Origin of the sequence: Neobacillus driksii, assembly GCF_013409995.1 — a bacterium.
GTDB lineage: Bacteria > Bacillota > Bacilli > Bacillales > Cytobacillaceae > Neobacillus > Neobacillus driksii.
In genome coordinates this window covers 149,388-175,831 of record NZ_JACCBX010000004.1, presented here as the reverse complement: position 1 = coordinate 175,831, position 26,444 = coordinate 149,388, and the positions used below count along the sequence as shown (strand labels likewise).

General features: G+C 37.5%; 29 protein-coding genes. 20 read left to right on the top strand and 9 right to left on the bottom strand.

The features are described from left to right. Positions 1-4: 4 nt before the first annotated feature. Positions 5-559 carry a peptide deformylase gene (gene def, locus F4694_RS10155; protein ID WP_179597451.1) on the bottom strand — a complete coding sequence of 185 codons (555 nt, stop codon included), beginning with the start codon at positions 557-559 and terminating at the stop codon, positions 5-7. Positions 560-708: 149 nt separating this feature from the next. Between def and F4694_RS10150 the strand changes: the two genes are divergently transcribed. The 6 genes from F4694_RS10150 to F4694_RS10125 all read left to right on the top strand — a co-directional run bounded on the left by F4694_RS10150 (position 709) and on the right by F4694_RS10125 (position 7,067). Then, positions 709-1,374: a YkyA family protein gene (locus tag F4694_RS10150; protein WP_308806325.1), complete on the top strand. Its 666-nt coding sequence runs from the start codon at positions 709-711 to the stop codon at positions 1,372-1,374. A gap of 341 nt (positions 1,375-1,715) precedes the next feature. Next, on the top strand, positions 1,716-2,831 hold the full coding sequence (gene pdhA / locus F4694_RS10145; RefSeq protein ID WP_179597449.1) for a pyruvate dehydrogenase (acetyl-transferring) E1 component subunit alpha: 1,116 nt from the start codon (positions 1,716-1,718) through the stop codon (positions 2,829-2,831). Positions 2,832-2,834: 3 nt separating this feature from the next. After that, positions 2,835-3,812 (top strand): alpha-ketoacid dehydrogenase subunit beta, encoded by a 978-nt coding sequence (locus F4694_RS10140; protein ID WP_179597447.1) that lies wholly within the window; start codon positions 2,835-2,837, stop codon positions 3,810-3,812. 123 nt (positions 3,813-3,935) lie between these two features. Then, complete coding sequence (locus F4694_RS10135) at positions 3,936-5,264, top strand: dihydrolipoamide acetyltransferase family protein (RefSeq protein ID WP_179598116.1); 1,329 nt, start codon at positions 3,936-3,938, stop codon at positions 5,262-5,264. Between the two features lie 3 nt (positions 5,265-5,267). Next, positions 5,268-6,683, top strand: coding sequence for a dihydrolipoyl dehydrogenase (gene lpdA / locus F4694_RS10130; RefSeq protein ID WP_179597445.1), 1,416 nt, complete (start codon positions 5,268-5,270; stop codon positions 6,681-6,683). 138 nt (positions 6,684-6,821) lie between these two features. Further along, on the top strand, positions 6,822-7,067 hold the full coding sequence (locus tag F4694_RS10125) for a hypothetical protein (RefSeq protein WP_257029189.1): 246 nt from the start codon (positions 6,822-6,824) through the stop codon (positions 7,065-7,067). A 29-nt stretch (positions 7,068-7,096) separates the two neighbouring features. On the opposite strand, the gene F4694_RS10120 is transcribed toward F4694_RS10125, so the two are convergent. Beyond that, entirely contained in the window at positions 7,097-7,531 is a 435-nt protein-coding gene (locus F4694_RS10120; protein ID WP_179597443.1) for a DUF1885 family protein, read from the bottom strand. Positions 7,532-7,682: 151 nt separating this feature from the next. Between F4694_RS10120 and F4694_RS10115 the strand changes: the two genes are divergently transcribed. Together F4694_RS10115 and F4694_RS10110 are read left to right on the top strand one after the other, a co-directional pair. Further along, positions 7,683-7,982 (top strand): DUF3055 domain-containing protein, encoded by a 300-nt coding sequence (locus F4694_RS10115; protein WP_179597440.1) that lies wholly within the window; start codon positions 7,683-7,685, stop codon positions 7,980-7,982. A gap of 166 nt (positions 7,983-8,148) precedes the next feature. Beyond that, positions 8,149-8,271, top strand: coding sequence for a GapA-binding peptide SR1P (locus tag F4694_RS10110; RefSeq protein ID WP_179597438.1), 123 nt, complete (start codon positions 8,149-8,151; stop codon positions 8,269-8,271). A gap of 52 nt (positions 8,272-8,323) precedes the next feature. Here F4694_RS10110 and F4694_RS10105 read toward each other — a convergent pair whose 3' ends face one another. Beyond that, the gene (locus F4694_RS10105; protein WP_179597436.1) at positions 8,324-9,796 is read right to left on the bottom strand and encodes an aminotransferase class I/II-fold pyridoxal phosphate-dependent enzyme; all 1,473 of its coding nucleotides are present in this window, start codon (positions 9,794-9,796) and stop codon (positions 8,324-8,326) included. A 203-nt stretch (positions 9,797-9,999) separates the two neighbouring features. Here F4694_RS10105 and F4694_RS10100 point away from each other — a divergent pair, with 203 nt between their 5' ends. Next, entirely contained in the window at positions 10,000-10,959 is a 960-nt protein-coding gene (locus F4694_RS10100) for an NAD(P)H-dependent flavin oxidoreductase (RefSeq protein ID WP_179597434.1), read from the top strand. A 291-nt stretch (positions 10,960-11,250) separates the two neighbouring features. Then, the gene (locus F4694_RS10095; RefSeq protein ID WP_179597432.1) at positions 11,251-11,523 is read left to right on the top strand and encodes a UPF0223 family protein; all 273 of its coding nucleotides are present in this window, start codon (positions 11,251-11,253) and stop codon (positions 11,521-11,523) included. Between the two features lie 35 nt (positions 11,524-11,558). Here F4694_RS10095 and F4694_RS10090 read toward each other — a convergent pair whose 3' ends face one another. Beyond that, positions 11,559-12,191 (bottom strand): YktB family protein, encoded by a 633-nt coding sequence (locus tag F4694_RS10090; protein ID WP_179597430.1) that lies wholly within the window; start codon positions 12,189-12,191, stop codon positions 11,559-11,561. 179 nt (positions 12,192-12,370) lie between these two features. Here F4694_RS10090 and F4694_RS10085 point away from each other — a divergent pair, with 179 nt between their 5' ends. Next, positions 12,371-12,565: a hypothetical protein gene (locus F4694_RS10085; protein WP_179597428.1), complete on the top strand. Its 195-nt coding sequence runs from the start codon at positions 12,371-12,373 to the stop codon at positions 12,563-12,565. 204 nt (positions 12,566-12,769) lie between these two features. Next, positions 12,770-13,567 (top strand): inositol monophosphatase family protein, encoded by a 798-nt coding sequence (locus F4694_RS10080; protein WP_179597426.1) that lies wholly within the window; start codon positions 12,770-12,772, stop codon positions 13,565-13,567. A gap of 64 nt (positions 13,568-13,631) precedes the next feature. Here the strand turns inward: F4694_RS10080 and F4694_RS10075 are convergent, their stop codons facing one another. Beyond that, positions 13,632-13,817 (bottom strand): YlaF family protein, encoded by a 186-nt coding sequence (locus tag F4694_RS10075; protein ID WP_179597424.1) that lies wholly within the window; start codon positions 13,815-13,817, stop codon positions 13,632-13,634. Positions 13,818-13,992: 175 nt separating this feature from the next. On the opposite strand from F4694_RS10075, the gene typA reads away from it, so the two are divergent. From typA to F4694_RS10060, 3 genes are read left to right on the top strand one after another with little or no spacing between them, the layout of a single operon-like run. After that, positions 13,993-15,831, top strand: a complete 1,839-nt coding sequence (gene typA, locus F4694_RS10070; protein ID WP_179597422.1) for a translational GTPase TypA — start codon at positions 13,993-13,995, stop codon at positions 15,829-15,831. A 23-nt stretch (positions 15,832-15,854) separates the two neighbouring features. After that, the gene (locus F4694_RS10065; RefSeq protein WP_179597420.1) at positions 15,855-16,181 is read left to right on the top strand and encodes a YlaH-like family protein; all 327 of its coding nucleotides are present in this window, start codon (positions 15,855-15,857) and stop codon (positions 16,179-16,181) included. A 4-nt stretch (positions 16,182-16,185) separates the two neighbouring features. Then, entirely contained in the window at positions 16,186-16,479 is a 294-nt protein-coding gene (locus F4694_RS10060; protein WP_179597419.1) for a hypothetical protein, read from the top strand. A gap of 72 nt (positions 16,480-16,551) precedes the next feature. Here F4694_RS10060 and F4694_RS10055 read toward each other — a convergent pair whose 3' ends face one another. After that, entirely contained in the window at positions 16,552-16,752 is a 201-nt protein-coding gene (locus F4694_RS10055; protein WP_081954315.1) for a YlaI family protein, read from the bottom strand. Positions 16,753-16,922: 170 nt separating this feature from the next. Here F4694_RS10055 and F4694_RS10050 point away from each other — a divergent pair, with 170 nt between their 5' ends. Next, entirely contained in the window at positions 16,923-17,378 is a 456-nt protein-coding gene (locus F4694_RS10050; protein WP_179597416.1) for a pyridoxamine 5'-phosphate oxidase family protein, read from the top strand. A gap of 19 nt (positions 17,379-17,397) precedes the next feature. Here F4694_RS10050 and F4694_RS10045 read toward each other — a convergent pair whose 3' ends face one another. Continuing rightward, entirely contained in the window at positions 17,398-17,985 is a 588-nt protein-coding gene (locus tag F4694_RS10045) for a YhcN/YlaJ family sporulation lipoprotein (RefSeq protein WP_179597414.1), read from the bottom strand. Between the two features lie 199 nt (positions 17,986-18,184). Between F4694_RS10045 and F4694_RS10040 the strand changes: the two genes are divergently transcribed. Beyond that, positions 18,185-19,513, top strand: a complete 1,329-nt coding sequence (locus tag F4694_RS10040; protein WP_179597413.1) for a PhoH family protein — start codon at positions 18,185-18,187, stop codon at positions 19,511-19,513. A 61-nt stretch (positions 19,514-19,574) separates the two neighbouring features. On the opposite strand, the gene F4694_RS10035 is transcribed toward F4694_RS10040, so the two are convergent. Then, positions 19,575-20,072: a peptidyl-prolyl cis-trans isomerase gene (locus F4694_RS10035; protein ID WP_179597411.1), complete on the bottom strand. Its 498-nt coding sequence runs from the start codon at positions 20,070-20,072 to the stop codon at positions 19,575-19,577. A gap of 171 nt (positions 20,073-20,243) precedes the next feature. On the opposite strand from F4694_RS10035, the gene F4694_RS10030 reads away from it, so the two are divergent. The 3 genes from F4694_RS10030 to pyc all read left to right on the top strand — a co-directional run bounded on the left by F4694_RS10030 (position 20,244) and on the right by pyc (position 25,401). Next, complete coding sequence (locus F4694_RS10030) at positions 20,244-20,525, top strand: YlaN family protein (protein WP_063251657.1); 282 nt, start codon at positions 20,244-20,246, stop codon at positions 20,523-20,525. Between the two features lie 173 nt (positions 20,526-20,698). Continuing rightward, complete coding sequence (locus F4694_RS10025) at positions 20,699-21,898, top strand: FtsW/RodA/SpoVE family cell cycle protein (RefSeq protein WP_179597409.1); 1,200 nt, start codon at positions 20,699-20,701, stop codon at positions 21,896-21,898. A 62-nt stretch (positions 21,899-21,960) separates the two neighbouring features. Next, positions 21,961-25,401, top strand: coding sequence for a pyruvate carboxylase (pyc, locus tag F4694_RS10020; protein WP_179597407.1), 3,441 nt, complete (start codon positions 21,961-21,963; stop codon positions 25,399-25,401). 48 nt (positions 25,402-25,449) lie between these two features. Here the strand turns inward: pyc and F4694_RS10015 are convergent, their stop codons facing one another. Next, positions 25,450-26,355, bottom strand: coding sequence for a COX15/CtaA family protein (locus tag F4694_RS10015; RefSeq protein ID WP_179597405.1), 906 nt, complete (start codon positions 26,353-26,355; stop codon positions 25,450-25,452). Positions 26,356-26,444 lie beyond the last annotated feature (89 nt).

Below are 26,444 nucleotides of genomic sequence, written 5' to 3'. Positions count from 1 at the left end.
TTTATTATCTTTCAATAGCAATAGCACCTTCAATTGGTTTGAAGGGATCTTGTTTATTAATGTGATCATAAAACATGATTCCATTTAAATGATCAATTTCATGTTGAAAGCAAATAGCTGGAAGCCCCTTTAAACGGAGTTTAATCTCTTCGCCTTCAAGGGTAGTTCCTTTTACAGTAATTCGAGCAAATCTTTCTACGTAGCCTGGAATCTCCTCGTCTACTGAAAGACAGCCTTCTCCTGAGACCAAATACGCTTTTTCAACGGAATGACTGACAATTTTGGGATTATATAATCCGTAGCTGTATAAGTTACCTTTGTCATCATATAGATGAACAGCAATCATCCGCTTTGAAACATTGATCTGCGGCGCAGCTAAACCAATCCCAGGTCGTAATCCATATTGTGAAGCAATTTCAGGGTTTTGACTATTTTTCACATACGCTAAAAGACTTTCAAGTATTTTCTTCTCTTCATCCGAAGGCGGCATGGATACTTCAGCCGCTACTTTTCTTAATGTAGGGTGGCCGTCTCGAATAATATCATCCATCATTAACATGAATCCATTCACTCCTGTGTAAATACTAAGGATATTAATATTCATTAGTCTATCAGACTATTCGAGAAAAGTTAATTGTTGCATGTGATATTGTCAAAAATAAGAAGTATAGATATAGTAAGAATTGTAATGATTAAGGGGGTTGCAAAGTGTCTGCTATCAGCGTTAAGCGTATTATTTTTTCTACCCTCGCAATCAGTTTTTTATTAACTGGCTGCGTTAGCAAAGAAAAGACAACTGAAAGAATGTATCAAGCCTTAGAAAACATAGTAGAAGCAGAAAAAGCATTTGAGGAGCAGCAAGAGCCTCTCGTAGAGTTAGAAAAGCAAGAAAAGGAAATTTATAATCAGATAATGGCTCTCGGTATGAAGCAGCATGATGAGATTGTAAAGCTTTCTGATGAGGCACTTTCAATTATTGATAAAAGAAGAGAGCACCTGCAAAAGGAAATAGACAGTATCAATGCTTCAAAAGCAGAATTTAAGAATTCCGAAGAAATAAGGAATGAAATAGACAATTCTGAGCAAAGGAAAAAAGTCACTGAGCTATTAGAAATAATGAGTAATAGATATAAAGTACATAATAAGCTTGCAAAGGAATATTCAACTGCATTAGATAATGATAAAGAATTGTATCAGATGTTAAAAAATGAGAGTATCTCATACGAAAAGCTAGAAGATCATGTTACGAATTTAAATACTATCTATCAAAAGGTATATGACGCAAATGAAGAATTTAATGAATTAACAGCACAATATAATAAGAAAAAGCTTGAATTTTATGAAGAAGCAGGACTTAAACTTGAAAACGAATAAAAAATCGACCGCCATGGTCGATTTTTTTGTTGGTAAAGTAAGATATATTAATATAACAGAACCGATCACTGGGTGGTACAGAGGTTTTAGATTGATATTAAGTTAATATTATTTCCATGTTGTAAAATTATTAAAACATAGTATTTGACGAGTGTATTGAGTTGATGTAAACTCAATATGGAATTAATTATTGTACCATTAATTTTTTGAAAAATTATAGTACAGAACAACAGATAACGAAAGAAAGGTAATCGTGATGTTGTTTAAGGTTTTTGGGTAATCTAATATGAGTGAATTTATTTTTTTACATTATTGTAATGAGAGAAAGGAAGATGTGACGAATGGCATCTAAAACCCAAAATGCTCAGCTCGATGCTAAGAAAGTACTCGAAGCTGTAGAAAATCAGTTTACAACGCTTCAAATATTAAATGAAGAAGGCGAAGTCGTTAATGAGGCAGCAATGCCTGACTTAAGCGATGAACAGCTTCAAGAATTAATGCGCCGTATGGTCTATACTCGTATCCTTGACCAGCGTTCTATTTCATTAAATCGTCAAGGACGTCTTGGCTTCTATGCACCAACTGCAGGGCAGGAAGCTTCTCAATTAGCTTCACAATTCGCCCTAGAAAAAGAAGATTTTATATTACCAGGCTATCGTGATGTTCCACCAATCGTATGGCATGGTCTTCCATTATATCAAGCATTTTTATGGTCCAGAGGTCATTTAGCAGGCGGACAAATTCCTGATGGAGTGAATGTTGCGATTCCTCAAATTATTATTGGTGCGCAGTATGTTCAAACTGCAGGTGTAGCCTTAGGATTGAAAAAACGTGGAGTTAAAGCTGTGGCACTTACATACACAGGTGATGGCGGAACATCTCAAGGTGATTTCTATGAAGGAATGAACTTTGCAGGTGCATACAATGCTCCAGCGATCTTTATCGCTCAAAATAACCGTTTTGCGATCTCCACTCCTGTTGAAAAGCAAACGGCAGCAAAAACACTTGCTCAAAAAGCTGTTGCTGCTGGTATAGCTGGAATCCAAGTAGACGGTATGGATCCATTAGCCGTTTATGCAGCTGTTCGTGAAGCACGTGATCGTGCTATTAATGGAGAAGGACCTACATTTATTGAAACGTTAACATACCGATATGGTCCACATACAATGGCCGGTGATGATCCAACACGTTACCGTACTGCTGAATTAGATAATGAATGGGAAAAGAAAGATCCGTTAGTACGTTTCCGTAAATTCCTTGAAAAGAAAGGTCTATGGAATGAGGAAAGAGAAAACGAAGTAATCGAGCAAGCGAAAGAAGAAATTAAAGAAGCACTTAAACAAGCAGATGCTGCTCCTAAGCAAAAGGTAACGGACCTAATCAACATAACTTATACCGACTTACCTCAAAACTTAAAAGAGCAACATGAAATTTATTCAGCAAAGGAGTCGAAGTAAGTCATGGCTCAAATGACAATGATTCAAGCAATTACAGATGCAATGCGTGTGGAATTAAAAAATGATCCGAACGTATTGGTTTTTGGTGAAGATGTTGGTGTAAACGGCGGTGTTTTCCGTGCAACCGAAGGATTGCAAAATGAATTTGGCGAGGATCGTGTATTTGATACACCATTAGCTGAATCAGGTATCGGCGGTTTAGCTGTTGGTCTAGCATTACAAGGCTTCCGTCCAGTTCCAGAAATCCAATTTTTTGGTTTTGTATATGAAGTTATGGATTCAATTTCTGGACAGGCTGCTCGCCTTCGTTTCCGTACAGGCGGAAAATTTAGTGCTCCAATCACTTTCCGTTCACCATTCGGAGGAGGCGTACATACACCAGATATGCACGCTGACAGCTTAGAAGGATTAATGGCACAACAGCCTGGCATAAAGGTTGTTATCCCATCAACACCTTATGATGCAAAAGGTCTTCTTATCTCAGCAATCCGTGATAATGATCCAGTTATTTTCCTTGAGCATATGAAATTATATCGTTCATTCCGTCAAGAAGTTCCTGAAGGAGAATATACCATTCCGCTAGGCAAAGCAGATGTAAAGCGTGAAGGTACGGATCTTTCTATTATTACTTATGGTGCAATGGTACATGAATCTCTAAAAGCTGCAGAAGAGCTAGAGAAGGAAGGGTTCTCTGCAGAAGTAATCGATTTGCGTACTGTTAGCCCGATTGATATTGAAACGATTATTGCGTCTGTTGAAAAAACAGGCCGTGCAATTGTTGTTCAAGAAGCTCAAAAGCAAGCTGGTGTAGCAGCAAATGTAGTGGCTGAAATTAGCGATCGTGCGATTTTAAGCTTAGAAGCACCTGTACTTCGTGTAGCAGCACCAGACACGATTTACCCATTCCCGCAAGCAGAAGCAGCTTGGCTTCCAAACTATAAAGATGTAATTGAAACAGCGAAAAAAGTTTTAACATTCTAATATAAGTGGGGGAATAGTATTACTGTTTCCCGCTTATTTCTTAACATTGAACGGAAGAAATCTATGCAAAAATAGGAGGATGAATCCCAAGTGAGCGCAACCGCAACCACATTCCAATTTAAAATGCCTGACATTGGTGAAGGTATACATGAAGGCGAGATTGTTAAATGGTTCATAAAGCCAGGTGATAAAGTCCAGGAAGATGATGTACTTTGCGAAATTCAAAATGATAAAGCAGTTGTAGAGATCCCTTCACCTGTTGAAGGTACTGTACTTGATGTTTTAGTAGCTGAAGGAACTGTTGCGACAGTTGGACAGGTGTTAGTTACATTTGATGCACCTGGTTACGAAAACCTTCAATTCAAAGGCGACGAACATGCTGAAGAAGCACCAAAACAAGTAGCGGCACCAGCGCCAGCTACTGCAGCTGCTCCTGAGGGACAAACAACACCACCGCCAGCTCCACCAGCATATGGTATTGGCGTAACAGAACCACAAGTACAAGTGGAAGTAGATCCTAACCGAAAAATTATTGCGATGCCATCAGTTCGTAAGTATGCGCGTGATAAAGGTGTGGAAATTACACAAGTCCCAGGTTCTGGTAAAAACGGACGAATTGTAAAAAGTGATATTGACGCATTCTTAAGCGGCGGTGCGGCTGTAACAGCACCACAAGCGGCAGCAACTCAAGCACCAGCAGCTGTTCAGGCGGAGGAAGCACCAAAAGCTGCTCCAATCCCACAAGGAGAATATCCTGAAACACGTGAGAAGATGAGCGGAATCAGAAAAGCAATTGCAAAAGCAATGGTAAATTCAAAACATACTGCACCGCACGTAACTCTTATGGATGAAATCGATGTAACCAAACTTGTTGCACATCGTAAAAAATTCAAAGAAGTTGCAGTGGCTAAGGGTATCAAGTTAACATTCTTACCATACATCGTAAAAGCATTAACAAGTGCTTTACGTGAATTCCCTGCTTTAAATACATCACTTGATGACGCAACAAGTGAAATTATCCATAAGCATTACTATAATATTGGAATTGCAGCTGATACTGAAAAAGGTTTATTGGTACCAGTTGTAAAAGATGCTGATCGCAAATCAGTATTCTCAATTTCAAATGAAATCAATGAATTAGCTGGAAAAGCACGTGATGGAAAACTAGCTCCAAACGAAATGAAAGGTGCTTCATGTACCATTTCGAATATCGGATCTGCTGGCGGCCAATGGTTTACACCAGTCATTAACCATCCTGAAGTGGCAATCCTTGGTGTTGGTCGTATTGCTGAAAAACCAATCGTACGTGATGGTGAAATTGTGGCAGCTCCAGTATTAGCATTATCATTAAGCTTTGACCACAGAATGATTGATGGAGCGACAGCTCAAAATGCATTAAATCACATTAAGAGATTATTGAACGATCCAGAACTATTGTTAATGGAGGCGTAACAAATGGTAGTAGGAGATTTCCCAATTGATACCGATACTATAGTTATCGGAGCAGGCCCTGGCGGTTATGTTGCTGCTATTCGTGCAGCACAGTTAGGTCAAAAAGTGACAATCGTTGAAAAGGAATATATTGGCGGAGTTTGTTTAAACGTGGGTTGTATTCCCTCAAAAGCAGTTATTGCTGCTGGACACCGTTACGAAGTAGCGAAACACTCTGATACATTCGGAATTAAAGCTGAAAATGTAACAGTTGATTTTTCAAAGGTTCAAGAATTTAAAGCAGGAATCGTGAAAAAGTTAACTGGTGGTGTTGAGGGTTTATTAAAAGGAAATAAAGTTGATATTGTTCGTGGAGAAGCATACTTTGTGGATGGTAATTCATTACGTGTGATTGGCGAAAATTCTGCCCAAACTTACAATTTTAAAAATGCAATTATCGCATCAGGTTCTCGTCCAATTGAACTGCCAACATTTAAATATTCAAAACGAATACTTAATTCAACAGGTGCTTTAAATTTACAAGAACTTCCTGAAAAAATCGTAGTCATCGGCGGCGGTGTAATCGGTATTGAACTGGGAGGTGCCTATGCGAATTTTGGCACTCAAGTAACGATTCTTGAAGGTGCAGATGACATTTTGGGCCTTGGTGTCTTTGAAAAGCAAATGGCGGCACTTGTTAAGAAAACCATGAAGAAAAAAGGTGCTGAATTCTTTACAAAGGCTATGGCCAAAGGTGTAGAAGAAAGCGAAAATGGTGTTGTTGTAACGTTTGAAGTTAAAGGCGAAGAAAAGAAAGTTGAAGCAGATTACGTATTTGTTATGGTTGGACGTCGACCAAATACGGATGAAATGGGTCTTGACCAAATCGGAGTGAAGGTAACAGACCGTGGACTGATAGAGATTGACAATCAGTGCCGTACAAGCGTTTCAAACATATATGCGATTGGTGATGTTGTGGCGGGTCCGCAATTAGCTCACAAAGCTTCATATGAAGGAAAAATCGCTGCTGAGGCAATCGCTGGGCACAATGCTGTAATTGACTACTTAGGCATTCCTGCTGTTGTTTTCTCCGATCCTGAACTAGCTAGCGTAGGTTATACTGAAGAGCAAGCAAAACAAGAAGGAATCGATGCTACTTCAGCGAAATTCCCATTTGCAGCAAATGGTCGTGCTCTATCACTAGACAGTGGAGATGGCTTTGTTAAATTAGTTTCTCGTAAAGAAGACGGCGTCTTAATCGGTGCGCAAATTGCAGGTGCAAGTGCGTCGGATATGATTGCTGAGCTAGGGTTGGCACTTGAAGCAGGAATGACAGTCGAAGATTTAGCATTGACTATTCATGCTCATCCAACATTAGGTGAAATCACTATGGAAGCTGCTGAGGTTGCACTTGGTACTCCAATACATGTTCTAAAATAGATCAAATGAAAGTCCTTTCCAGTAATGATTTGGAAAGGACTTTCATTTTTTTTATCGAAATATAAATAAATCTGCGCTTCAATCATATATTTAAAACACTATCATCTAATATTTTAGAAATATCTTGAGTGGTGATGAATGATGCGGATTTACGTTATTATGATAGTACAATTAATGATTTGGAGTGCATTTACGTTCATTGAGTGGCTGTCTAAGCATGATCAACTGCTATACAAGGTTATAATGTTCTTTGTTTTCTTTTACTTAGCTTTTGCACTTTGCAATCGAGTGACACAATCAACGGCAAAAACCCTTTTTATTACATCACTTAGCCTCGTGATTTATTCTTCGATTCATTATACACTTGCACTAATAACACATTAAAAAACTCCCACAGATGGGAGTTGAGTGGCTTACTTTCTTGGATAATAATACATGATTCGTTCGTTAAAAAGGTGTAATTCTCCTTGTAATTTCTTTGCTAGGAATTTGCAAAATTCATTTGCTTTCCCTTTATCACCGAATGTTGACTGTTCTGGAAGCGTGACTTGTATGTATGTTTGAATTCTTTCCGTACCGTCTTCATCACGAACCATTTCTTTGTCGACACCAAATAAAATTGCGTTATAACGTTCATTCGTTGATTGTAAATAAAACCATTTTCCTTTGCCTTCACTTTTTTCTTTCAATTCGTAAGGGAATGCCGAGTCACCATATTCCCAATTTACTTGATTCCCTGTTTTACTCGTAATATTTTTATAATAAGATAAGAATTCTTTTACTTCCTCTACCGTAATTGTTTGTTGTGCAGATGAAGGCACTAGTTTAATAAATGCATTTTCAGCCATCATCATCCCCCCTAGTCCCATTGATATCTCTTTTATTCTAGCATTGTAAAAAGCTTGATGACAACATTTAGTCACATAAATGTCATTTGTTATTAGTAGAAAAATAAATTATAATAATATTCTGAATACTATTAAAAAAAGGAGGACTCATATGGAATTATTTGATAAGCTCTATGATGAGCACGAAAATGTAAAAGTAAGGTTTATAGGATTTACGACAGAACATACTCGTTATGATTTTGGGATTATTTACACCAACATGTTTTTTGGTAAACCTCTTGTTGTCTGCATGCAAACTGGCCGTTCCACTCTCCTCGATCCTAAAGAAATAGAAGATATCGAATACCTTCAAAATGCATTCCGAATACCAGATAAACAGCAAGCTGCAGATTTAGCTGAGTTCTTCAGGGAAACCCTCCCGGAAATCCCATTTGTTACCCAATATGAATAGTTGGACAGTAAAAGGTCTATTAAAGACCTTTTTTTGTGAAAAAATATTTAAATGTGACATACAATTTAGGCTTGAAAAATCTAATGTGTTATATTATTATTAAATTAACAACAATAAAACGTTTTCAATGTAGTGCACATTTCATAATGAAAAGGGGATTGAAAAGATGGGTACAATCGTTTGCCAAGCTTGCGACTCAACAATTGATCATTTTGAAGATGAAAAAGTAACAGTTCTCTATTCAAGATGTAATTGTTGCGATGATCGCCATTCCGAAGAAGAAAGATAAAAATTTCTTTAAATAAAATAGAAACAGGATTCCTCAATGGAATCCTGTATTTTTATTTTATAGCTTTATATTCCTTGATTACCCGAATAGTTTTGATTTCTTCATCCTCTGGTCCTTGAACAGGCAAACCAGCTTCGAGGTTTTCACGAACATAGTGGAGATTTTCTTTTGTAATAATTTCACCTGGGATGAAAATTGGAATTCCGGGTGGATAGACCATAATAAATTCGGCTATTATTCTTCCTTCTGATTCTTCAAAAGGTATAACTTCAGTATCTGCATAAAAGGCATCTCTTGGGGTCAATGCAAGAACTGGAATATCAGGAAGAAGAACTTGGATAGGTTCGAACTTTTCATTAAGATGTTCGCGTTCCTCAGCAAGTTCTTTTAAAGCATTAACCAAAATGTCGCCTTCCACTGCTGTATCGCCAATGGTTATGATACAAAGGATGTTATAGAGGTCAGACATTTCTACTTCAATATTATGTTTTTCCCTTAGCCACTTTTCAACCTCATAACCCGTTAATCCTAATTCTTTTACCGAAATAATTAATTTAGTTGGATCATAATCAAATGTTGCTTTGGAACCTAAGATTTCTTCGCCAACACAATGTAGATGATTAATTTCATTAATTCTTTTTCTAATTGATTGTGCAAGATCAATCGTTTTATCAATTAACTCTTTTCCCTTAGTTGCTAATTGTTTTCTAGCAACGTCAAGGGAAGCAAGTAATAAATAGGAAGTTGAAGTCGTTGTAAGCATACTTAGTATAGCTTGAACGTGCTTGGCAGAAACAAGGCCCTCTTTAACGTTTAAAATAGAGCTTTGTGTCATGGACCCGCCAAGTTTATGGACGCTCGTTGCAGCCATATCAGCACCAGCCTGCATGGCAGATAGCGGCAAATCATCGTGAAAATGGATATGAACCCCATGTGCTTCATCAACTAGAACCGGAACATTATGAGAGTGAGCAATTTCGACTATTCTTTTTAAATCTGCTGAAATTCCAAAATACGTCGGGTTAATCACTAGGATGGCTTTCGCATCTGGATGCTGATTTAATGCCTTTTCTACTGATTCGGTCGTAATTCCATGAGATATACCTAGATCCTCATCGATTTCCGGGTGAATAAAAACAGGGATTGCACCGGAAAAGACTATAGCCGACATAATTGATTTATGAACATTCCTTGGGACAATAATCTTATCCTCAGGTCCACAAACCGCCATAATCATAGCAATGATCGCACCACTTGTTCCTTGAACAGAAAAGAAAGTTCTATCTGCGCCGAAGGCTTCTGCAGCTAAATCTTGTGCTTGTTTAATGATTCCTTTTGGCTGATGAAGGTCATCGAGAGGACCAATATTAATTAAGTCTATCGATAATGCATTATCACCAATGAAATTTCTAAAATCTGGATCGATTCCAACCCCTTTTTTATGCCCGGGAATATGGAATTGAACTGGATTGTTTTTTGCATGTTCTAATAAACCGCTAAATAACGGTGTTTGGTTTTGAGACAATTTATTTCCACACCTCTTTATATACAAAATACATTAATATCAATACAAAACAAATGAATTATAGCACTAATAATAGTGCTTGCATAGAAAATTGTGTCTTAAAATATACACTTTTTTATCTGTTACCTTAGTTTCTCAATAAAACAGGAAAATTAACCTTTAAAGGAGAAATATGAAGGTAACGTTATTAGGAGGGGTTTCGGATGAATTGGCAAACGCGCGTGACGGAAATACTTAATATCAAATACCCTATAATACAGGGAGGGTTAGCTTATCTAGCCTATTCTGAACTAGCTGCAGCCGTTTCGAATGCAGGTGGACTTGGGCAAATTACAGCAATGTCTCTTGAGAGTCCTACTAAGCTTCGGGAGGAAATTAGAAAAGTTAAAAAGCTGACGAATAAACCATTCGGAGTTAATTACGCAATTGGACAGCATAATCGACCTTTTGAAGAAATGCTTCAAGTGGCTATTGATGAAGATGTCCCTGTTGTATCCATGACGGGTGGTAATCCTGCACCGATATTCGAACAGTTAAAAGGAACATCGATAAAAAGATTGGTTCTTGTTGCGGCTAGAAGGCAGGCTGAAAAAGCTGAAGAATTAGGTGCAGATGCAGTAATGGTAGTGGGGCAGGAAGGCGGAGGTCATTTAGGCAGGGATGATATTGGTACGATGGTATTAATCCCTCAAGTAGTAGATGCAGTTTCTATCCCAGTAATAGCATCTGGCGGTATTGGTGATGGCAGGGGACTTATGGCAGCTCTTAGCTTGGGAGCAGAAGGAATTGAAATGGGGACACGTTTTATTGCCACCAAGGAATGCGTACATGCGAATGACATTTATAAGAAAAGGCTTATTGAAGGGTCAGAAGCTAATACCGTTGTGATCAAACGAAGTCTTGGTGCGCCAGCACGTGCAATTTCAAATAATTGGACAAATAAAATACTCGAAATAGAGAAAGAATTTGGCAATTACGAACAATTGAAGAATTATATTAGCGGCCAAGCCAATAAACGATATATATATGATGGAGTAGAAGATGAAGGCTTTGCATGGGCAGGACAGGTAATGGGACTTATTAAAGATATCCCAACCGTAGCAGAATTATTTAATCGTATGATTTGCGAAGCGGAACAAATTCGTGAAAAATGGGCAAAATAAAGGTATTATACATAAATGGAAGGCTGTGTTAAGTTAATTAGTGCTTTTAGAACTCAGTTGATTTGCGCGGAAGGCACGAAGACTCCTGCGGGAGGACGGGGCAGGGGAGACCCCGCAGGCGCTTAAGCGCCGAGGAGGCTCCTCGAACCGCCCGCGGAAAGCGAAGTGCCTCGTGACAGGCAAAACCGCCTGTCCCTGCGGTGATTATTCGAAGAAGCTTTCCTTAGTGGAGCGCAAATCAACTGGCTAATTTAACACAGCCATATAGAAATAAATTGAGCAGGTGAAAATATGGAGTACCAATACCCGATTGATTATCATTGGACAACAGATGAAATTGTTGACGTAATAAAATTTTACGAAGCAATAGAAAGAGCTTATGAAAAAGGCATTGAACGTGATGAATTGATGGATATCTATCGTCGATTCAAGGAAATTGTCCCTGGTAAAGCAGAAGAAAAGACGCTTTGCGGTGAATTTGAGGACATTAGCGGCTATTCTTCCTATAGAACGATAAAAAAAGCCAAAAATGCCTCACCAGGCGAAAAAATTTCAATGAAATAAAAAAGAAAAACTCCGAACGAATGTTCAGGAGTTTTTTATTTAATATTAAGAGCAATCTTATATAATGGTGCAACTTTAGTAAAGACATATTCAACTTCCTTAAGGAACTCCTCAGCACTTAAATGTAGCAAGTCCTCACGTTTAATCTCATATCCGCATAAGATTTCTGCCTTTTTTATATTCTCCAGCCGTTCAAACATACCTCGTAAATCCTCTTTTTTTAATTGTCCATGTGGCACTGATTCAGGTTTCATATGGTCCAAAGACCAAACAAAGTCTTTAGGTATTTCTTTATAGATTTTGTTTATTTTTTTTGTGAATCTTGCTGCAAATTCTTGTTTATGAGGTGCTTCATAAATGACAGCAAACCAGATAAATAAATGAGTATGCCACAGACCTATTTGAAAATGCGGAAGCATTTTGTAACCACGAGGATTATTTGCAAATGCCACCCATGTATCTTTAGGAGGATTTATCGTACGTCTTGCGTGTTTGGCAACATGGATATGCATTTCATCACCCGTTAATGTTGTTAAGGTTGGTGCAAAATACTGTCCTAGACTTTCTAATTTTGGGCGAATCCTTTCTTTTAATGCTTCCATTCTTGGCTCTAATCCATCTATTTGAAATACATCGAAATCTTCATTATTAAAACCTTTAAAGTCCATCTGCAAAACCTCCATTTGTAGACATTTGTCATTCATTGTAGCATACTAGCGAAAATTCTTGAAACTAAGTGCTTATATGGGTTAACGCACATATTTGTTGCAACCTTACATAGTGGCTCATATTATATTACTAAAAATAGTCTGAAAAATTAAATAATAATTGAAGGGAGAAAGCTAACATGAAACAATTGATGAATACTTCACTAAAAAAAGTTGGCGAGAAGGAAAGGTTGGCATATTTACGATTAGAAATGGATTATGAGCTGGCCACATTGTTTGAAGCAATTGAAGAAAAAAATGAAAAAAAGATGAAGGAATGTAAACAGAAATTAGAAAAAATCCGCCAAGAGTTAGTAAAACTTAAAGCTCTTTGATAATTTGTTTTCAAAGGGGATACCACTTAGAATGACAATAAAGAATTTCATATTGATATTATAAAACGAACTCTGTGTAGGAAAGTGGAGAGTTCGTTTATTGTTTTGCCATTAAAAATAAAGGAGTAAAAAGTTGAAGGCATACATAAATTTAATTAAGCTTAGTATATGTACATATAAGGATTGAAAAAGTGGAGGGATAAAATGGACTGGCATTACGTAGATCTACAGGCTAAGCAATGGGTAATGGAAGCTGGTGATAAAATTAGGGATTCTTTTACTGAAACGTTAAATATCCAAACCAAATCAAATCCTAATGATTTAGTGACCAATATAGATAAACAAATTGAACAATTCTTTATTAATAAAGTAAGAAAAACCTTCCCAAACCATAGAATTTTGGGTGAAGAAGGTTTTGGGGATGAAGTAAATACTCTTGATGGCGTTGTATGGATTATCGACCCAATTGATGGAACAATGAATTTTATCCATCAACAGAGAAATTTTGCTATTTCTCTAGGTGTGTTTGAAAATGGTATAGGGAAAATTGGGATTATTTATGATGTAGCACATGATGAATTATATCATGCTGTTACTGGGCAAGGTGCATTTATGAACGATACTAAGCTGCCTCCTTTAAATCAAGCGACAGTAAAAGAATCGATTATTGCTTTAAATGCAACCTGGGTGATGGAGAATCATCGTATTGACCATAACTTGCTTATACCGCTGGTTAGAGATGCAAGAGGAACAAGATCGTACGGAACAGCTGCTCTTGAAATGGTATTTGTCGCAACAGGGAGAGTCGATGCTTATATTTCAATGAGATTGTCACCTTGGGATGTTGCTGCTGGTTCAGTTATAATTGAGGAATTAGGCGGTGTTGTCACTAATTTAAGAGGAAATAAGTTGGATTTCCTCTCAAAAGATTCATTACTTGTGGCTAAGCCAGGTCTGCATCAAACCATCATTAATGATTATCTTAAAGAAGGTAAATGGTAAATAAAAAGAAGCCTGCAGGCTTCTTTTTTGTATAGCTACATCGCCTAGGCGTTAGCTTTTCTTTTTACAGTTCACCTTTTGCTCTATATTTTGCTTTTGTTTTAAATCCTAAGCCCATTACAACAACTAGTGCAAGGATACTGCCAATTACCCCTAAGATACTTTCTTCCCCAATTGCCACGCCTATGCCCATTATACTAGTTGCTGCCAGTACAGCAAAAACGACAAAAATCCATTTAATTTGCTTCATTTTGCTATTCCCCTTGTCATCTAAAAAATAAAATAATATTTGTGATAATTGATATAGCTATATATTACATAAAATGAAGTTAGCTTTCCACCATAAATGTGGTATAATACTTTAGTTGTATATGGGAAACTATAAATAGCTAAAATTTTTTGAAATATAGGCAGGAGTGAATTACTTGAAAATAAGAGAAGATATTCGCAATATAGCAATCATCGCGCACGTTGACCACGGCAAAACAACCTTGGTTGACCAATTATTAAAGCAATCAGGAACATTTCGTACAAATGAGCACGTTGAAGAACGTGCAATGGATTCGAATGACCTGGAAAGAGAACGTGGAATAACGATTCTCGCTAAAAACACAGCAATCCAATATAAAGATACACGAATCAATATTTTAGATACACCGGGACATGCTGATTTTGGCGGCGAAGTTGAACGTATCATGAAAATGGTTGATGGTGTATTACTTGTTGTTGATGCTTATGAAGGAACAATGCCTCAAACTCGCTTTGTACTAAAAAAGGCATTAGAGCAAAACTTAACCCCAATTGTTGTTGTTAATAAAATTGACCGTGATTTTGCTCGTCCATTAGAAGTAATTGATGAAGTAATTGATTTGTTTATTGAACTAGATGCAAATGAAGATCAACTTGAGTTCCCAGTTATCTTTGCTTCTGCAATAAATGGGACGGCAAGCACTGATCCTGAAAAACAGGACGAAAACATGCAATGTCTATATGATTCCATTGTCGAACACATCCCAGCACCAATTGACAATCGCGATGAGCCATTACAATTCCAAGTTGCCCTTTTAGACTATAATGATTATGTTGGAAGAATCGGAATTGGGCGCGTTTTCCGCGGTACCATGAAAGTTGGGCAACAGGTGGCATTAATGAAGATAGACGGTTCCGTTAAACAATTCCGTGTAACGAAAATCTTTGGTTTCTTTGGTTTAAAACGTCAGGAAATTCAAGAAGCAGTAGCAGGTGACTTAATTGCTGTTTCTGGTATGGAAGATATCAATGTTGGTGAAACGGTTTGTCCAGTTGAGCACCAAGAAGCATTACCAATTCTAAGAATTGATGAACCAACACTACAAATGACGTTTGTTGTAAATAACAGCCCATTTGCAGGCAGAGAAGGTAAGTATCTAACATCTAGAAAGATTGAAGAAAGACTTCTTGCTCAATTGCAAACGGATGTAAGCTTACGTGTCGAAAATACTGATTCTCCCGATGCATGGATCGTTTCAGGCCGTGGTGAACTTCATTTATCTATCTTAATTGAAAACATGCGCCGTGAAGGGTATGAGCTCCAAGTTTCTAAGCCAGAAGTTATTGTAAAAGAAATAGATGGTGTACGTTGTGAGCCGATTGAAAGAGTTCAAATTGATGTACCCGAAGAGCATACAGGTTCTGTTATGGAATCAATAGGTGCCCGTAAAGGTGAAATGATTGATATGATTAATAATGGTTCGGGTCAAGTCCGCCTTATCTTTAATGTTCCAGCACGCGGCTTAATTGGTTATACTACTGAGTTCTTAACCATGACACGCGGTTATGGAATCATCAATCATACGTTTGACAGCTATCAGCCGATGGTTCAAGGACAAGTTGGAGGAAGACGTCAAGGTGTTCTAGTTTCAATGGAGTCTGGAAAAGCTTCAACATATGGAATTATGCAAGTAGAAGACCGTGGCACAATCTTTGTTGAACCTGGAACTGAAATCTACGAAGGTATGATCGTTGGCGAGCACACACGTGAAAATGACATTACAGTTAATATCACAAAAGTGAAGCAGGCAACAAATATCCGTTCTGCAAACAAGGATCAAACTTCCGTTATTAAGAAACCAAGAATAATGACACTAGAAGAGTCATTAGAATACCTAAACGATGATGAATTCTGTGAAGTAACACCGGAATCAATTCGTCTACGTAAAAAAATACTTGATAAAAACGAACGTGAAAGAATGGCCAAAAAGAAAAAAGTTGCAGAATTAAGCTAAAATCTCTCGGGGGAGGTATTCGTGTGAATGTAGCGGATCGACTTTCTTTTTTCCCAGCGCTCTATAATGTTACCGAAAATCCCAAAGTGGGAATGTGGCTGCTGTACCTTACGATAGTAGCCCTATCTATTTTGGTCTATAAGCTTGGCTTTGCCCAAAAGCTACCGCTAGGGAAATCCATAATGATTTATATCTTTTTAGCTGCAGGGTGTACGATTCTCACTGCATTGGGGATATTCCTGCCAATAACAGAGGGTCTTGTGGTTGCTGCATTAATATTAATCATTTACAAAATTCGCTTGCATCAGTCGAAAAAACAGCAAAGCGTGAGGCAAAGTAACGGGGGATAATAACATGAGATCGGTACAGGATGCGCTTTATAATTGGCTTTCAATAAAGATTGTTTGCGACGCTCGTCCTGAGGATACAGCAGCACGAGAAACGTTAGACCTTTTTGATGAGATTATTAAGGATGAACATCATTTAACAGACATTGTAGTAACAACGGATGAAGTGATGTATTATGTATCCTATATACATGAAGGTGAAACGAAGAAGACTCGATTTCCTCGTGAGCTCATCGAAGTAATGCTTAACCAGATCAATCAAGAGCCAGATAAATATTGTAATTTTCCATTTGAAGATTAAAAAAATTCATGCCGGACTCGGCATGAATTTTTTTTACTGTCCAGCTCCAGCGCCTAGGCGCTTCCGCTTTTCTTACCAATCATCTTTTTCAGACTGTGCACGATAAAATCTGAAGTTACCTGTATCAATTCTTGCTTTTGTTTTTTCCGAGATTCTACTGCTGCAGTCTTGACACATATATGTATGGATTGGTCGATTTCGAAGACGTTTTGCTATGAAGGATTCATCTTCTATCGATTCAATTTTGTCGCAAATCACACACTTAACTCTCATATTGCACCTCAAGTTCTCTAGTCTTGCTTTGTTTTTACTATAGTATATCATGCAAATATGATGACTAGTAAATCAATCTGGTTAAGTTGCTGAAAAAAACAGATAATAGTACTATGAGAATGTCTGTTTTTAAAAAATATGGTTGGGAATTGAATGAAGGGGTTGTAAAGATGCCAAATCAAGTGGAACCAAGACTCATTAAACCTTTATATGATGAGTTGCAAAAAGAAAGGTTTGTAACATTAGCAACAGTTGATTATGAATCAGGTGGTCCCAATGTTAGTGCAATATCTTGGATTTTAGCAAAAGATGAAGAAACAATCTATTTTGCTGTAGATAGTAAATCTAGAATTATCCAAAATATCACACAAAATAATAAAGTGGTGATCAATTTAATTGCGAATGAATCTACATATTCCATACAAGGTGAAGCAGTATTGAAAGAAGAGCGGCTGCAGGACGTTCCTTTAAAGCTAGCGTTGATTGAAATCAGGATTCATGAGGTCAGAGATGTCATGTTCTATGGATCAAAAATTGTCACAGAGCCACAGTATGATAAAACGTATGACAAAAATGCAGCCGCTAGGTTAGATAAACAGGTAATGGAAGCAATGAAAAAAGCTTAGTCTCACGACTAAGCTTTTATCATTTATAATGCTTTGATTCTTCTTGCTGTTTATCCTCTAAACTTTTCTTTTCGTTCTCCTGCAGCTTTTTCTTTGGTTCCTCAGGAGCGTTTTTAGGGTTAGGATCTATCATATCTCCTGGGATTTCAGGCATTAATCTGCCAGCGACGTCAGCGAGTTCTTCCATAATACCTTGAATGGGTCTTCCTTTTTCGATATCTGCCGAAATTTCTTTTAGACGTTGATTGGTATCTGCATCAGCGACTACGATGGCACGTGCACCATGAGGATCTTTTTTTAGACTTTCAGCTACTGAATATTTTATTGAGCCCACCTGTGAACGCTCAATCTTCGAATTTACATCGATTCCAACAATCGCATACCTGCCAATGACAACAGCAGTTGCATCATGAACATTTGGAATACTAGTAGCAAGTTCGACTAATCGTTTGGAAATTTCCTGACCCGTTTTCCTGTCCACCTCTTCGATATTGGTGTTCTTTACGTTAACTAATGATTGCTTCTCATTATTTTGAGCATTGTTAGTATTGTTGTTACATGCAGCTAAAAGCAATAAAAAACAAGTAAACATCAATAACTTTTTCATTTAAATCTCCACCTCCACTCAGAGTTGTATAAATGATTCATGAAAAACACTCGAGTTTTGTTATACTCAACTTACATTTATTGTGCGGAAATCCTTCTATCTTTATTCGAACAAACATATATTTTACCAAAGTCCTATCTAGCATTCGGTTTGTTTGAACCATGAGCAAGCCACAACTAGAAAAAGTGGAGGCGTCGCTTTGAGTAAAATATACGTGTTAGATACAAACGTCTTATTACAAGACCCGTATTCCATATTCTCATTCGAAGATAATGAAGTAGTCATTCCTGCAGTTGTCCTTGAAGAAGTGGACTCAAAGAAGAGATACATGGATGAAATTGGCAGGAATGCCCGGCATGTATCAAGATTAATTGATGAATTGCGAGCAGCGGGTAAGCTTCATGAAAAAATCCCACTTGAAAATGGTGGAACCATTAGAATTGAGCTTAATCATCGTGCCTTTCATGAATTACAGGAAATCTTTGTCGAAAAAACAAATGACAATCGAATTCTTGCAGTAGCAAAAAATTTATCAACGGAAGAACAACAAAAAGAAAATGGAAAGCCTGTGATCCTTGTAAGTAAAGATACATTAGTAAGAGTAAAGGCAGATGCTATCGGATTAACTGCAGAAGATTTTTTAAGTGACAGGGTGGTCGAACTCGACCATATTTACACTGGCTTTTTAGAGGTTTATTTATCTGGAGAATTAATGGGTACTTTTTATGAAAAAGGGGAGCTGCCTTTATCAGAGATAGGTAAATATTCGTTTTATCCGAATCAATTCTTAATCATGAAAGATGCTCTAGGCGGATCTGCCTCGGCATTAGGAATGGTTGATAAAACAAAGCTTAAGGTAAAGAAACTTGCGATTAATCAGGAACATGTTTGGGGAATACATCCAAGAAATGTACAGCAAACGATGGCAATAGAGTTATTACTACGAAAGGATATACCGTTAGTAACATTAATAGGTAAAGCGGGTACTGGTAAAACGCTTTTAGCTCTAGCATCAGGATTGATGCAAACTGAAGACTTTAGAGAGTTTAAAAAGCTATTAGTAGCTAGGCCTATTGTACCGGTTGGGAAAGATATAGGGTTTTTACCTGGGGAAAAACAAGAAAAACTTAGACCATGGATGCAGCCGATATTTGATAATTTAGAATACCTATTTAATACTAAGAAACCTGGCGAATTGGACGCCATCCTTGCTGGGATGGGGTCAATAGAGGTAGAGGCATTAACCTATATAAGGGGAAGGAGTCTGCCAAAACAATTTATTATCATTGATGAAGCACAAAATTTGACCAAACATGAAGTAAAAACAATCCTAACGCGTGTAGGTGAGGGCAGTAAAATTGTCTTAATGGGCGACCCGGAACAAATTGATCATCCCTATCTTGACGCTTACAATAATGGGTTAACCTATGTGGTCGAACGATTTAAAGATCAAATTATTTCTGGACATGTTAAATTACTAAAAGGAGAGCGATCTGGATTAGCAAGGCTGGCAGCAGATTTGTTGTAAACAGCAAGAGGTATAATAGAAAAAATGTACAAACGGGTACCAAATTGGCACCCGTTGTTTATTATTTAATGATAAATTCTCTTACATTTTTTATTGGATGTTGTTGGTTAGAACCATCTCCGAAGTAAACATGGACAGGTCCATCTTTTGAAAGGGGCTTTCCAACTTCTGAAAAACCAAGAATAAGCTCTTTTGCACGATCAAGAGATATCTCATGTTCTGAAGCTGTTGTTTTTATGATTAAAGTAGTAGCATTATCTTTTGGTTCCGCATTCTCTAAAAAAGGTTCAAATGGGATGCCAAAACTTCCAGTTAATACTTTTTCTTTCTCAAATTTCTTCTCAGTTTTTAAGGTTGGCGGGTAGACAGCACCTTCTATGATTTCACGGTCCCAATGTTTAGAAACTGATTTAGTATATTCCTCAAGATCGTTAGAGGGAGTTGAAGTGGTTGAGAAGTATGTAGTCAAATCAACCTTTCGATCATCAAAAATCCAAACTGTGGGATCGAGTGTTATAGTATATTTTACCTGACCAGATAGTATAAGTATGTTTTCCATCTTTCATTCCTCCAGTTCATTTCTATTAAAGTATACCGTGAAATAAATGGAATGTCATATAAGTAAAATGATTACAAAGGACTCAGCCAGTTATTGTTCTTGCATTTTTCAGTGGTAAAAGGTAAAATTTATAGATAAGTTGGGTTATCGCTCTGAATGGGGGGATCAATGTTGGCGTCTGAAATGATTGTGAATCATCAGGAAAAAGCCTATGCCTTGTTACAGGCAGACGCTGAAAAAATATTAAAGCTTATTAAAGTGCAAATGGAAAATCTCACGATGCCTCAATGCCCGCTTTATGAAGAGGTATTGGATACGCAAATGTTTGGTTTATCTAGAGAGATAGAATTTGCGGTTAGATTAGGCTTAATTGAAGTCAAGGATGGTAAAGCGATACTAGATAAATTAGAAAGAGAATTATCTGCGCTTCATGAAGCATCCATTAGAAAATAGCTAAAAAAACTCAAACAATGATGATGTGTTGTTTGAGTTTTTTATTAACTGTTATTATATTCAGAATATTTCCATATAAAATATTCGAGTAATGTAACTTTTCCTCAACCCAATTGTTCCATTTTCTATTATAATAGCAATAACGACAATTTAAAAAACGAGGAAGTTATTAGATGTTAAAAAAAATATTGAAATCCTATGATTATTCATTAATCATCGCGATCGTTCTTTTGTCTTTATTCGGATTAGTGATGGTTTATAGCGCCAGTATGGCATCGGCAGTTCAACGATATGGTGTAGAAAGTGATTATTTTTATCAAAAACAAAAGCTTTATCTAATTGTTTCTGCACTGATTTTTATATTTATTGCCTTATTTCCTTATAAAATTATGAAAAGTACCAAATTTTTACTCCCGATGGTGGGGTTCTCTATCATAGGTCTTTTAGGTCTATTTCTATTTGGACAAGTTAGAGGAAATGCTCAAAGTTGGTATGATTTTGGCTTTATTAGTATTCAGCCGGCTGAATTTGTAAAAATATCTATTATCATTTATTTGTCAGCCGTTTATGCGAAGAAGCAGGCTTACATTAATAAATTTAATCACGGTGTACTGCCGCCATTAGCCTACCTGGTGATTGTCCTTGGATTAATTGCCTTTCAACCAGACTTTGGTACAGCACTTATTATTGGACTGATTGCAGGTACCATTATTATCTCATCAGGGATGAATATCAAAACGATTACCAAATTAGTCATGCTTGGAATGATTCTCCTTTCTCCTGTTATTTTAGTACTGCAGGACGAAATATTTTCCGAGAAACGTTTGGAGCGTTTTGAAGTTTTAAATAATCCGTTCAAGGACGAACTTGATTCTGGGTTCCATCTAGCAAACTCATATATTGCGATTGGCTCAGGCGGTGTAAATGGGTTAGGTTTAGGAAAGAGTGTCCAGAAGTTAGGGTATTTACCAGAATCACATACAGATTTTATTATGGCAGTTATTGCAGAAGAATTAGGAGTTTGGGGAGTCAGCTTCGTTATACTTACTTTAGGATATATTGTTTTACGTGGAATCTACTTGGGATTAAGATGTAAGGATCCATTTGGCAGTTTATTAGCGATTGGAATATCGAGTATGATTGGAATTCAGTCATTTATCAATCTTGCGGGGGTTTCTGGGGTTATGCCTCTAACAGGTGTCCCATTACCATTTGTAAGCTATGGCGGATCTTCACTCTTACAATTAGCAATAGCTGCTGGTATTTTAGTCAATGTTTCTATGTTTGTTAAATATGAAAATAAATATAAACATAAGCACCCAGAAAAAACAAGTAACCACCAAGAGGGAAATGTATATCAATTTCGAACATAGCGCGGGGAAAATTCATCCCTGCGCTTTTATATAAAAAAGAGAGAAAGAATGAGGTGCTTAGATTGACTAGACAAATCAACAAAGTGTTAGTTGCAAACAGGGGAGAAATTGCCATTCGTGTTTTTCGGGCCTGTACCGAATTAAATATCCAAACCGTTGCAATTTATTCCAGGGAAGACACGGGTGCGTACCATCGTTATAAAGCGGATGAGGCATATCTAGTTGGTGAAGGAAAGAAACCGATTGATGCATACTTAGACATTGATGGAATCATTGAAATTGCAAAATCCAGCGGTGCAAATGCCATCCATCCAGGATACGGCTTTTTATCTGAAAACATTCATTTTGCCAGACGCTGTGAAGAAGAAGGAATTATTTTTATCGGTCCAACCTCCATTCACCTCGATATGTTCGGTGATAAGGTTAAGGCAAGAAAACAAGCAGAATTAGCAAATATACCGGTAATACCAGGCAGCGATGGCCCTGTAGAAACAATACAGGAAGTTGTGGATTTTACTGATAATCATGGTTTTCCGATTATTATAAAAGCAGCCCTAGGCGGCGGCGGACGAGGAATGCGTATTGTCAGAAATCGAGAGGAAATGCAAGAAGCATTTGACCGCGCTAGATCAGAAGCAAAAGCAGCATTTGGCAGTGATGAGGTATACCTGGAAAAATTAATCGAAAAACCAAAACATATAGAGGTTCAAATATTTGGAGATAAAAATGGTAACATTGTCCATTTGTATGACCGTGATTGTTCTGTACAGCGACGTCATCAAAAGGTAGTGGAAGTTGCCCCAAGTGTATCAATTTCAGACTCGTTACGAGAGAAGATTTGTGCTGCCGCGGTTAAGTTAATGAAGAATGTAGCTTACTTAAATGCAGGAACAGTTGAATTTCTTGTTTCGGGTGAGGATTTTTATTTCATCGAAGTAAATCCAAGGATTCAGGTTGAACACACTGTAACGGAAATGGTAACAGGAATTGATATTGTACATACGCAAATCTTAGTTGCTGAAGGTCAAGAGTTACACAGCCCGATTGTCGGAATTCCTCCACAGGAAGAGATTCGTATTAACGGTTTTGCCATTCAGTCGCGTGTTACAACAGAAGATCCACTAAATAACTTTATGCCTGATACCGGGAAAATTATGGCTTATCGCTCTGGAGGAGGCTTCGGAGTTCGATTGGATGCAGGGAATGGATACCAAGGTGCAGTCATCACACCCTATTATGATTCATTGCTTGTGAAGCTTTCTACATGGGCATTAACCTTTGAACAAGCGGCATCAAAAATGGTAAGGAACCTTAGGGAGTTTAGAATACGTGGAATCAAAACCAATATTCCTTTTCTAGAGAATGTAGTTAGACATGAAAAGTTTAGAAGAGGGGAATATGATACATCGTTTATTGACTCAACTCCAGAATTATTCGTATTTCCAGCTAGTAAAGACCGTGGGACTAAAATGTTATCGTATATTGGAAACGTTACTGTGAACGGGTTTCCGGGAATTGAAAAAAAGAAAAGGCCCGTTTTTTCTAAACCGCGTATTCCTAAATTGAAATATGATTTTCCGTACCAGAATGGAACGAAACAAATACTGGACCAAAATGGCGCTGAAGGTCTTGTTCAATGGCTAAAGGAACAAAAAAATGTTCTATTAACGGACACTACCTTCCGAGATGCACATCAGTCGTTATTAGCAACCAGGGTAAGATCAACAGACATTTTGCATATAGCTGAACCTACTGCAAAGTTATTACCTAATCTTTTTTCCTTTGAGATGTGGGGAGGAGCTACATTTGACGTAGCCTATCGCTTCTTAAAAGAAGATCCATGGGAAAGATTACAGATGCTTCGCGAAAAAGTTCCGAATGTTCTGTTTCAAATGTTAATCCGTGGTTCCAATGCCGTTGGATATAAAAATTATCCTGACAATCTTATCCGTGAATTTGTAAGAAAGTCTGCGGAGGAGGGTATTGATGTATTCAGGGTTTTTGACAGTTTAAACTGGGTGCCGGGAATGGAAATTGCGATTGAAGCTGTCCGGGATAGTGGAAAGCTCGCAGAAGCTGCAATTTGTTATACTGGTGATATTCTGGACGAAACAAGAGAGAAATATAATTTGAACTATTATAAAACACTTGCAAAAGAACTTCAGAATCAAGGGGCACATATTTTAGGGATTAAAGATATGGCGGGTTTGCTAAAACCTGAAGCAGCCTATCGACTAATTTCTGAATTAAAAGAAACGATAGATATTCCGATTCATCTTCATACCCATGATACAAGCGGGAATGGAATCTACACGTATGCACGCGCCATTGACGGCGGAGTAGATATCGTCGATACAGCATTAAGTACGATGGCAGGGCTAACTTCTCAGCCAAGTGCAAATTCACTTTATTATGCATTAGAAGGTAAGGATAGGAAACCGAATGTAAATATTGAGGCCCTAGAACAGCTTTCAAATTATTGGGAGGATGTCCGAAAATATTATCACGATTTTGAAAGTGGAATGGTTGCACCACATTCTGAGGTATACCAGCATGAGATGCCAGGTGGACAATACAGTAATCTTCAGCAGCAAGCCAAGGGTGTTGGGCTCGGTGAGCAGTGGGATGAAGTTAAGAAAATGTATACTAGAGTCAATCACATGTTTGGGGATATCGTAAAGGTTACTCCGTCGTCTAAGGTTGTCGGCGATATGGCACTCTTCATGGTTCAAAATAATCTATCCGAAGATGATGTCCTTACTAAAGGAGACTCGATTGATTTTCCAGATTCGGTAGTTGAATTGTTTCAAGGATATCTCGGTCAGCCGCACCAAGGATTCCCAGAAAGACTTCAGAACGTCATATTAAAGGGAAAAAAACCTTTGGAGGTTCGTCCAGGTGAATTACTTCCAGAAATTAATTTTTCAGACTTAAAGGATGAATTAGGGAAAGAGATAGGGCGAAATATCTCTGATATTGATTTGATTTCCTATGCACTGTATCCAAAGGTTTATAAAGAGTATTTAAATACTGTTGAGCTATATGGAAATTTATCCTTTCTAGATACCCCTACTTTCCTTTATGGTCTAAGACTTGGTGAAGAAATTGAAGTAGAAATTGAAACAGGTAAAACACTTATCGTTAAACTTGTTTCAATTGGTCAGCCACAGGCGGATGGTACACGAGTGGTGTATTTTGAACTTAATGGTCAGCCCCGTGAGGTTAATATTAAGGATGAAAGTATTAAAGCTGCGGTATTAACTAGAGTAAAAGCAAATCCTAAAAATGAAACACATATTTCCGCTACCATGCCTGGTACGGTTGTCAAGGTATTAGTGGAAAAAGGGGAAAGAGTAGAACGAGGGGATCATCTATTGATTACCGAAGCTATGAAAATGGAAACAACAGTCCAAGCACCATATTCTGGAGTAGTTAAGGAAATTCATATAAAAAATGAAGATGCTATTCAAACCGGGGATTTATTGCTCGAACTAGATAAATGATGAAATAAAAAAAGTTGCCAAGATAAAATCTGGCAACTTTTTTTCATTCTATTGATTCTTACGTGATCGTGAGAGTAATAAGAGAAAATAGCTTAGCACACCGAATAAACAAGTAATAAATAGAGCATGCAACAATGCGATGTAAAGATTTAACCGGGAAAAAATAATAACAGCTCCCGATAAAACTTGAAGGGATACTAGTGTAAATGCACTGACCCAACCCCAATAGATAACTTTTTGCTGGCGATACTTTTTTATTGCTAAGTAAGTTACATATGCGATCCAAATGAAGATGCCAGCTGCCGCGGCGCGATGTCCCATCTGTACCCACTCATAAAGATTACTTGGGAGGGCTGGACTGTCGTTGATACATAATGGCCAATCACGGCATATCAAGCTCGATTGTGTATGACGTACTAATGCACCTGTATAAATGACAAAGTAACTATAAATGGAAATAGAGATAATATGGAAGCCCATTCTTTTATCGATAATGAGTTTATCAGCCTCAAACTTTTTATCAATTTCAAAGATTAATAAAGTAAGTAAAAATACAGCTGCAAAGGAAATGAGTGAAATACCAAAGTGAAGGGCGAGGATAAAATCAGACTGTTCCCAAATTACCGCTGCTGCTCCAATCAATCCTTGTAACAATAAAAAGAAAAACGAAAGAAAAGATAGGAATTTCGTTTCCCTGATGTGCCCAATTACTTTCCAAGACCAAATAGATAAAGCCAATACCAAAAAACCAACTGAACCAGACACCAGTCTGTGAGCAAGTTCGATTACTAACTCGGGAGTTATATCCGTTGGCACGAACTCACCGTTACATAAAGGCCAAGATCTCCCGCACCCCATACCGGACTCTGTTTTTGTTACTAGGGCTCCCCCGAGTAGAACCAATATCATTCCAATAGTAGTTGCCACAGCTAACCACTTTAAAGACCGTTGCAAAAAATCACCTTCTTAACTAAAAGTTTAAACGTTTTTATCAATATTTTGTAAATATAATGATTTGGAATAGGTAGTGATAAAAGTACTTA

Bases quoted from the DNA above. Each gene is read 5' to 3' on its own strand.
- F4694_RS10115 (WP_179597440.1), top strand. From the start codon at position 7,683: ATGGAATTATTTGATAAGCTCTATGATGAGCACGAAAATGTAAAAGTA.
- F4694_RS10035 (WP_179597411.1), bottom strand. From the start codon at position 20,072: ATGGAAAACATACTTATACTATCTGGTCAGGTAAAATATACTATAACA.
- F4694_RS10095 (WP_179597432.1), top strand. From the start codon at position 11,251: ATGGAGTACCAATACCCGATTGATTATCATTGGACAACAGATGAAATT.
- F4694_RS10085 (WP_179597428.1), top strand. From the start codon at position 12,371: ATGAAACAATTGATGAATACTTCACTAAAAAAAGTTGGCGAGAAGGAA.
- lpdA (WP_179597445.1), top strand. From the start codon at position 5,268: ATGGTAGTAGGAGATTTCCCAATTGATACCGATACTATAGTTATCGGA.
- F4694_RS10045 (WP_179597414.1), bottom strand. From the start codon at position 17,985: ATGAAAAAGTTATTGATGTTTACTTGTTTTTTATTGCTTTTAGCTGCA.
- F4694_RS10140 (WP_179597447.1), top strand. From the start codon at position 2,835: ATGGCTCAAATGACAATGATTCAAGCAATTACAGATGCAATGCGTGTG.
- F4694_RS10125 (WP_257029189.1), top strand. From the start codon at position 6,822: ATGATGCGGATTTACGTTATTATGATAGTACAATTAATGATTTGGAGT.
- F4694_RS10050 (WP_179597416.1), top strand. From the start codon at position 16,923: ATGCCAAATCAAGTGGAACCAAGACTCATTAAACCTTTATATGATGAG.
- F4694_RS10055 (WP_081954315.1), bottom strand. From the start codon at position 16,752: ATGAGAGTTAAGTGTGTGATTTGCGACAAAATTGAATCGATAGAAGAT.
- F4694_RS10135 (WP_179598116.1), top strand. From the start codon at position 3,936: ATGCCTGACATTGGTGAAGGTATACATGAAGGCGAGATTGTTAAATGG.
- F4694_RS10090 (WP_179597430.1), bottom strand. From the start codon at position 12,191: ATGGACTTTAAAGGTTTTAATAATGAAGATTTCGATGTATTTCAAATA.
- F4694_RS10060 (WP_179597419.1), top strand. From the start codon at position 16,186: ATGAGATCGGTACAGGATGCGCTTTATAATTGGCTTTCAATAAAGATT.
- F4694_RS10120 (WP_179597443.1), bottom strand. From the start codon at position 7,531: ATGGCTGAAAATGCATTTATTAAACTAGTGCCTTCATCTGCACAACAA.
- F4694_RS10080 (WP_179597426.1), top strand. From the start codon at position 12,770: ATGGACTGGCATTACGTAGATCTACAGGCTAAGCAATGGGTAATGGAA.
- F4694_RS10100 (WP_179597434.1), top strand. From the start codon at position 10,000: ATGAATTGGCAAACGCGCGTGACGGAAATACTTAATATCAAATACCCT.
- F4694_RS10110 (WP_179597438.1), top strand. From the start codon at position 8,149: ATGGGTACAATCGTTTGCCAAGCTTGCGACTCAACAATTGATCATTTT.
- F4694_RS10075 (WP_179597424.1), bottom strand. From the start codon at position 13,817: ATGAAGCAAATTAAATGGATTTTTGTCGTTTTTGCTGTACTGGCAGCA.
- pdhA (WP_179597449.1), top strand. From the start codon at position 1,716: ATGGCATCTAAAACCCAAAATGCTCAGCTCGATGCTAAGAAAGTACTC.
- def (WP_179597451.1), bottom strand. From the start codon at position 559: ATGTTAATGATGGATGATATTATTCGAGACGGCCACCCTACATTAAGA.
- F4694_RS10025 (WP_179597409.1), top strand. From the start codon at position 20,699: ATGTTAAAAAAAATATTGAAATCCTATGATTATTCATTAATCATCGCG.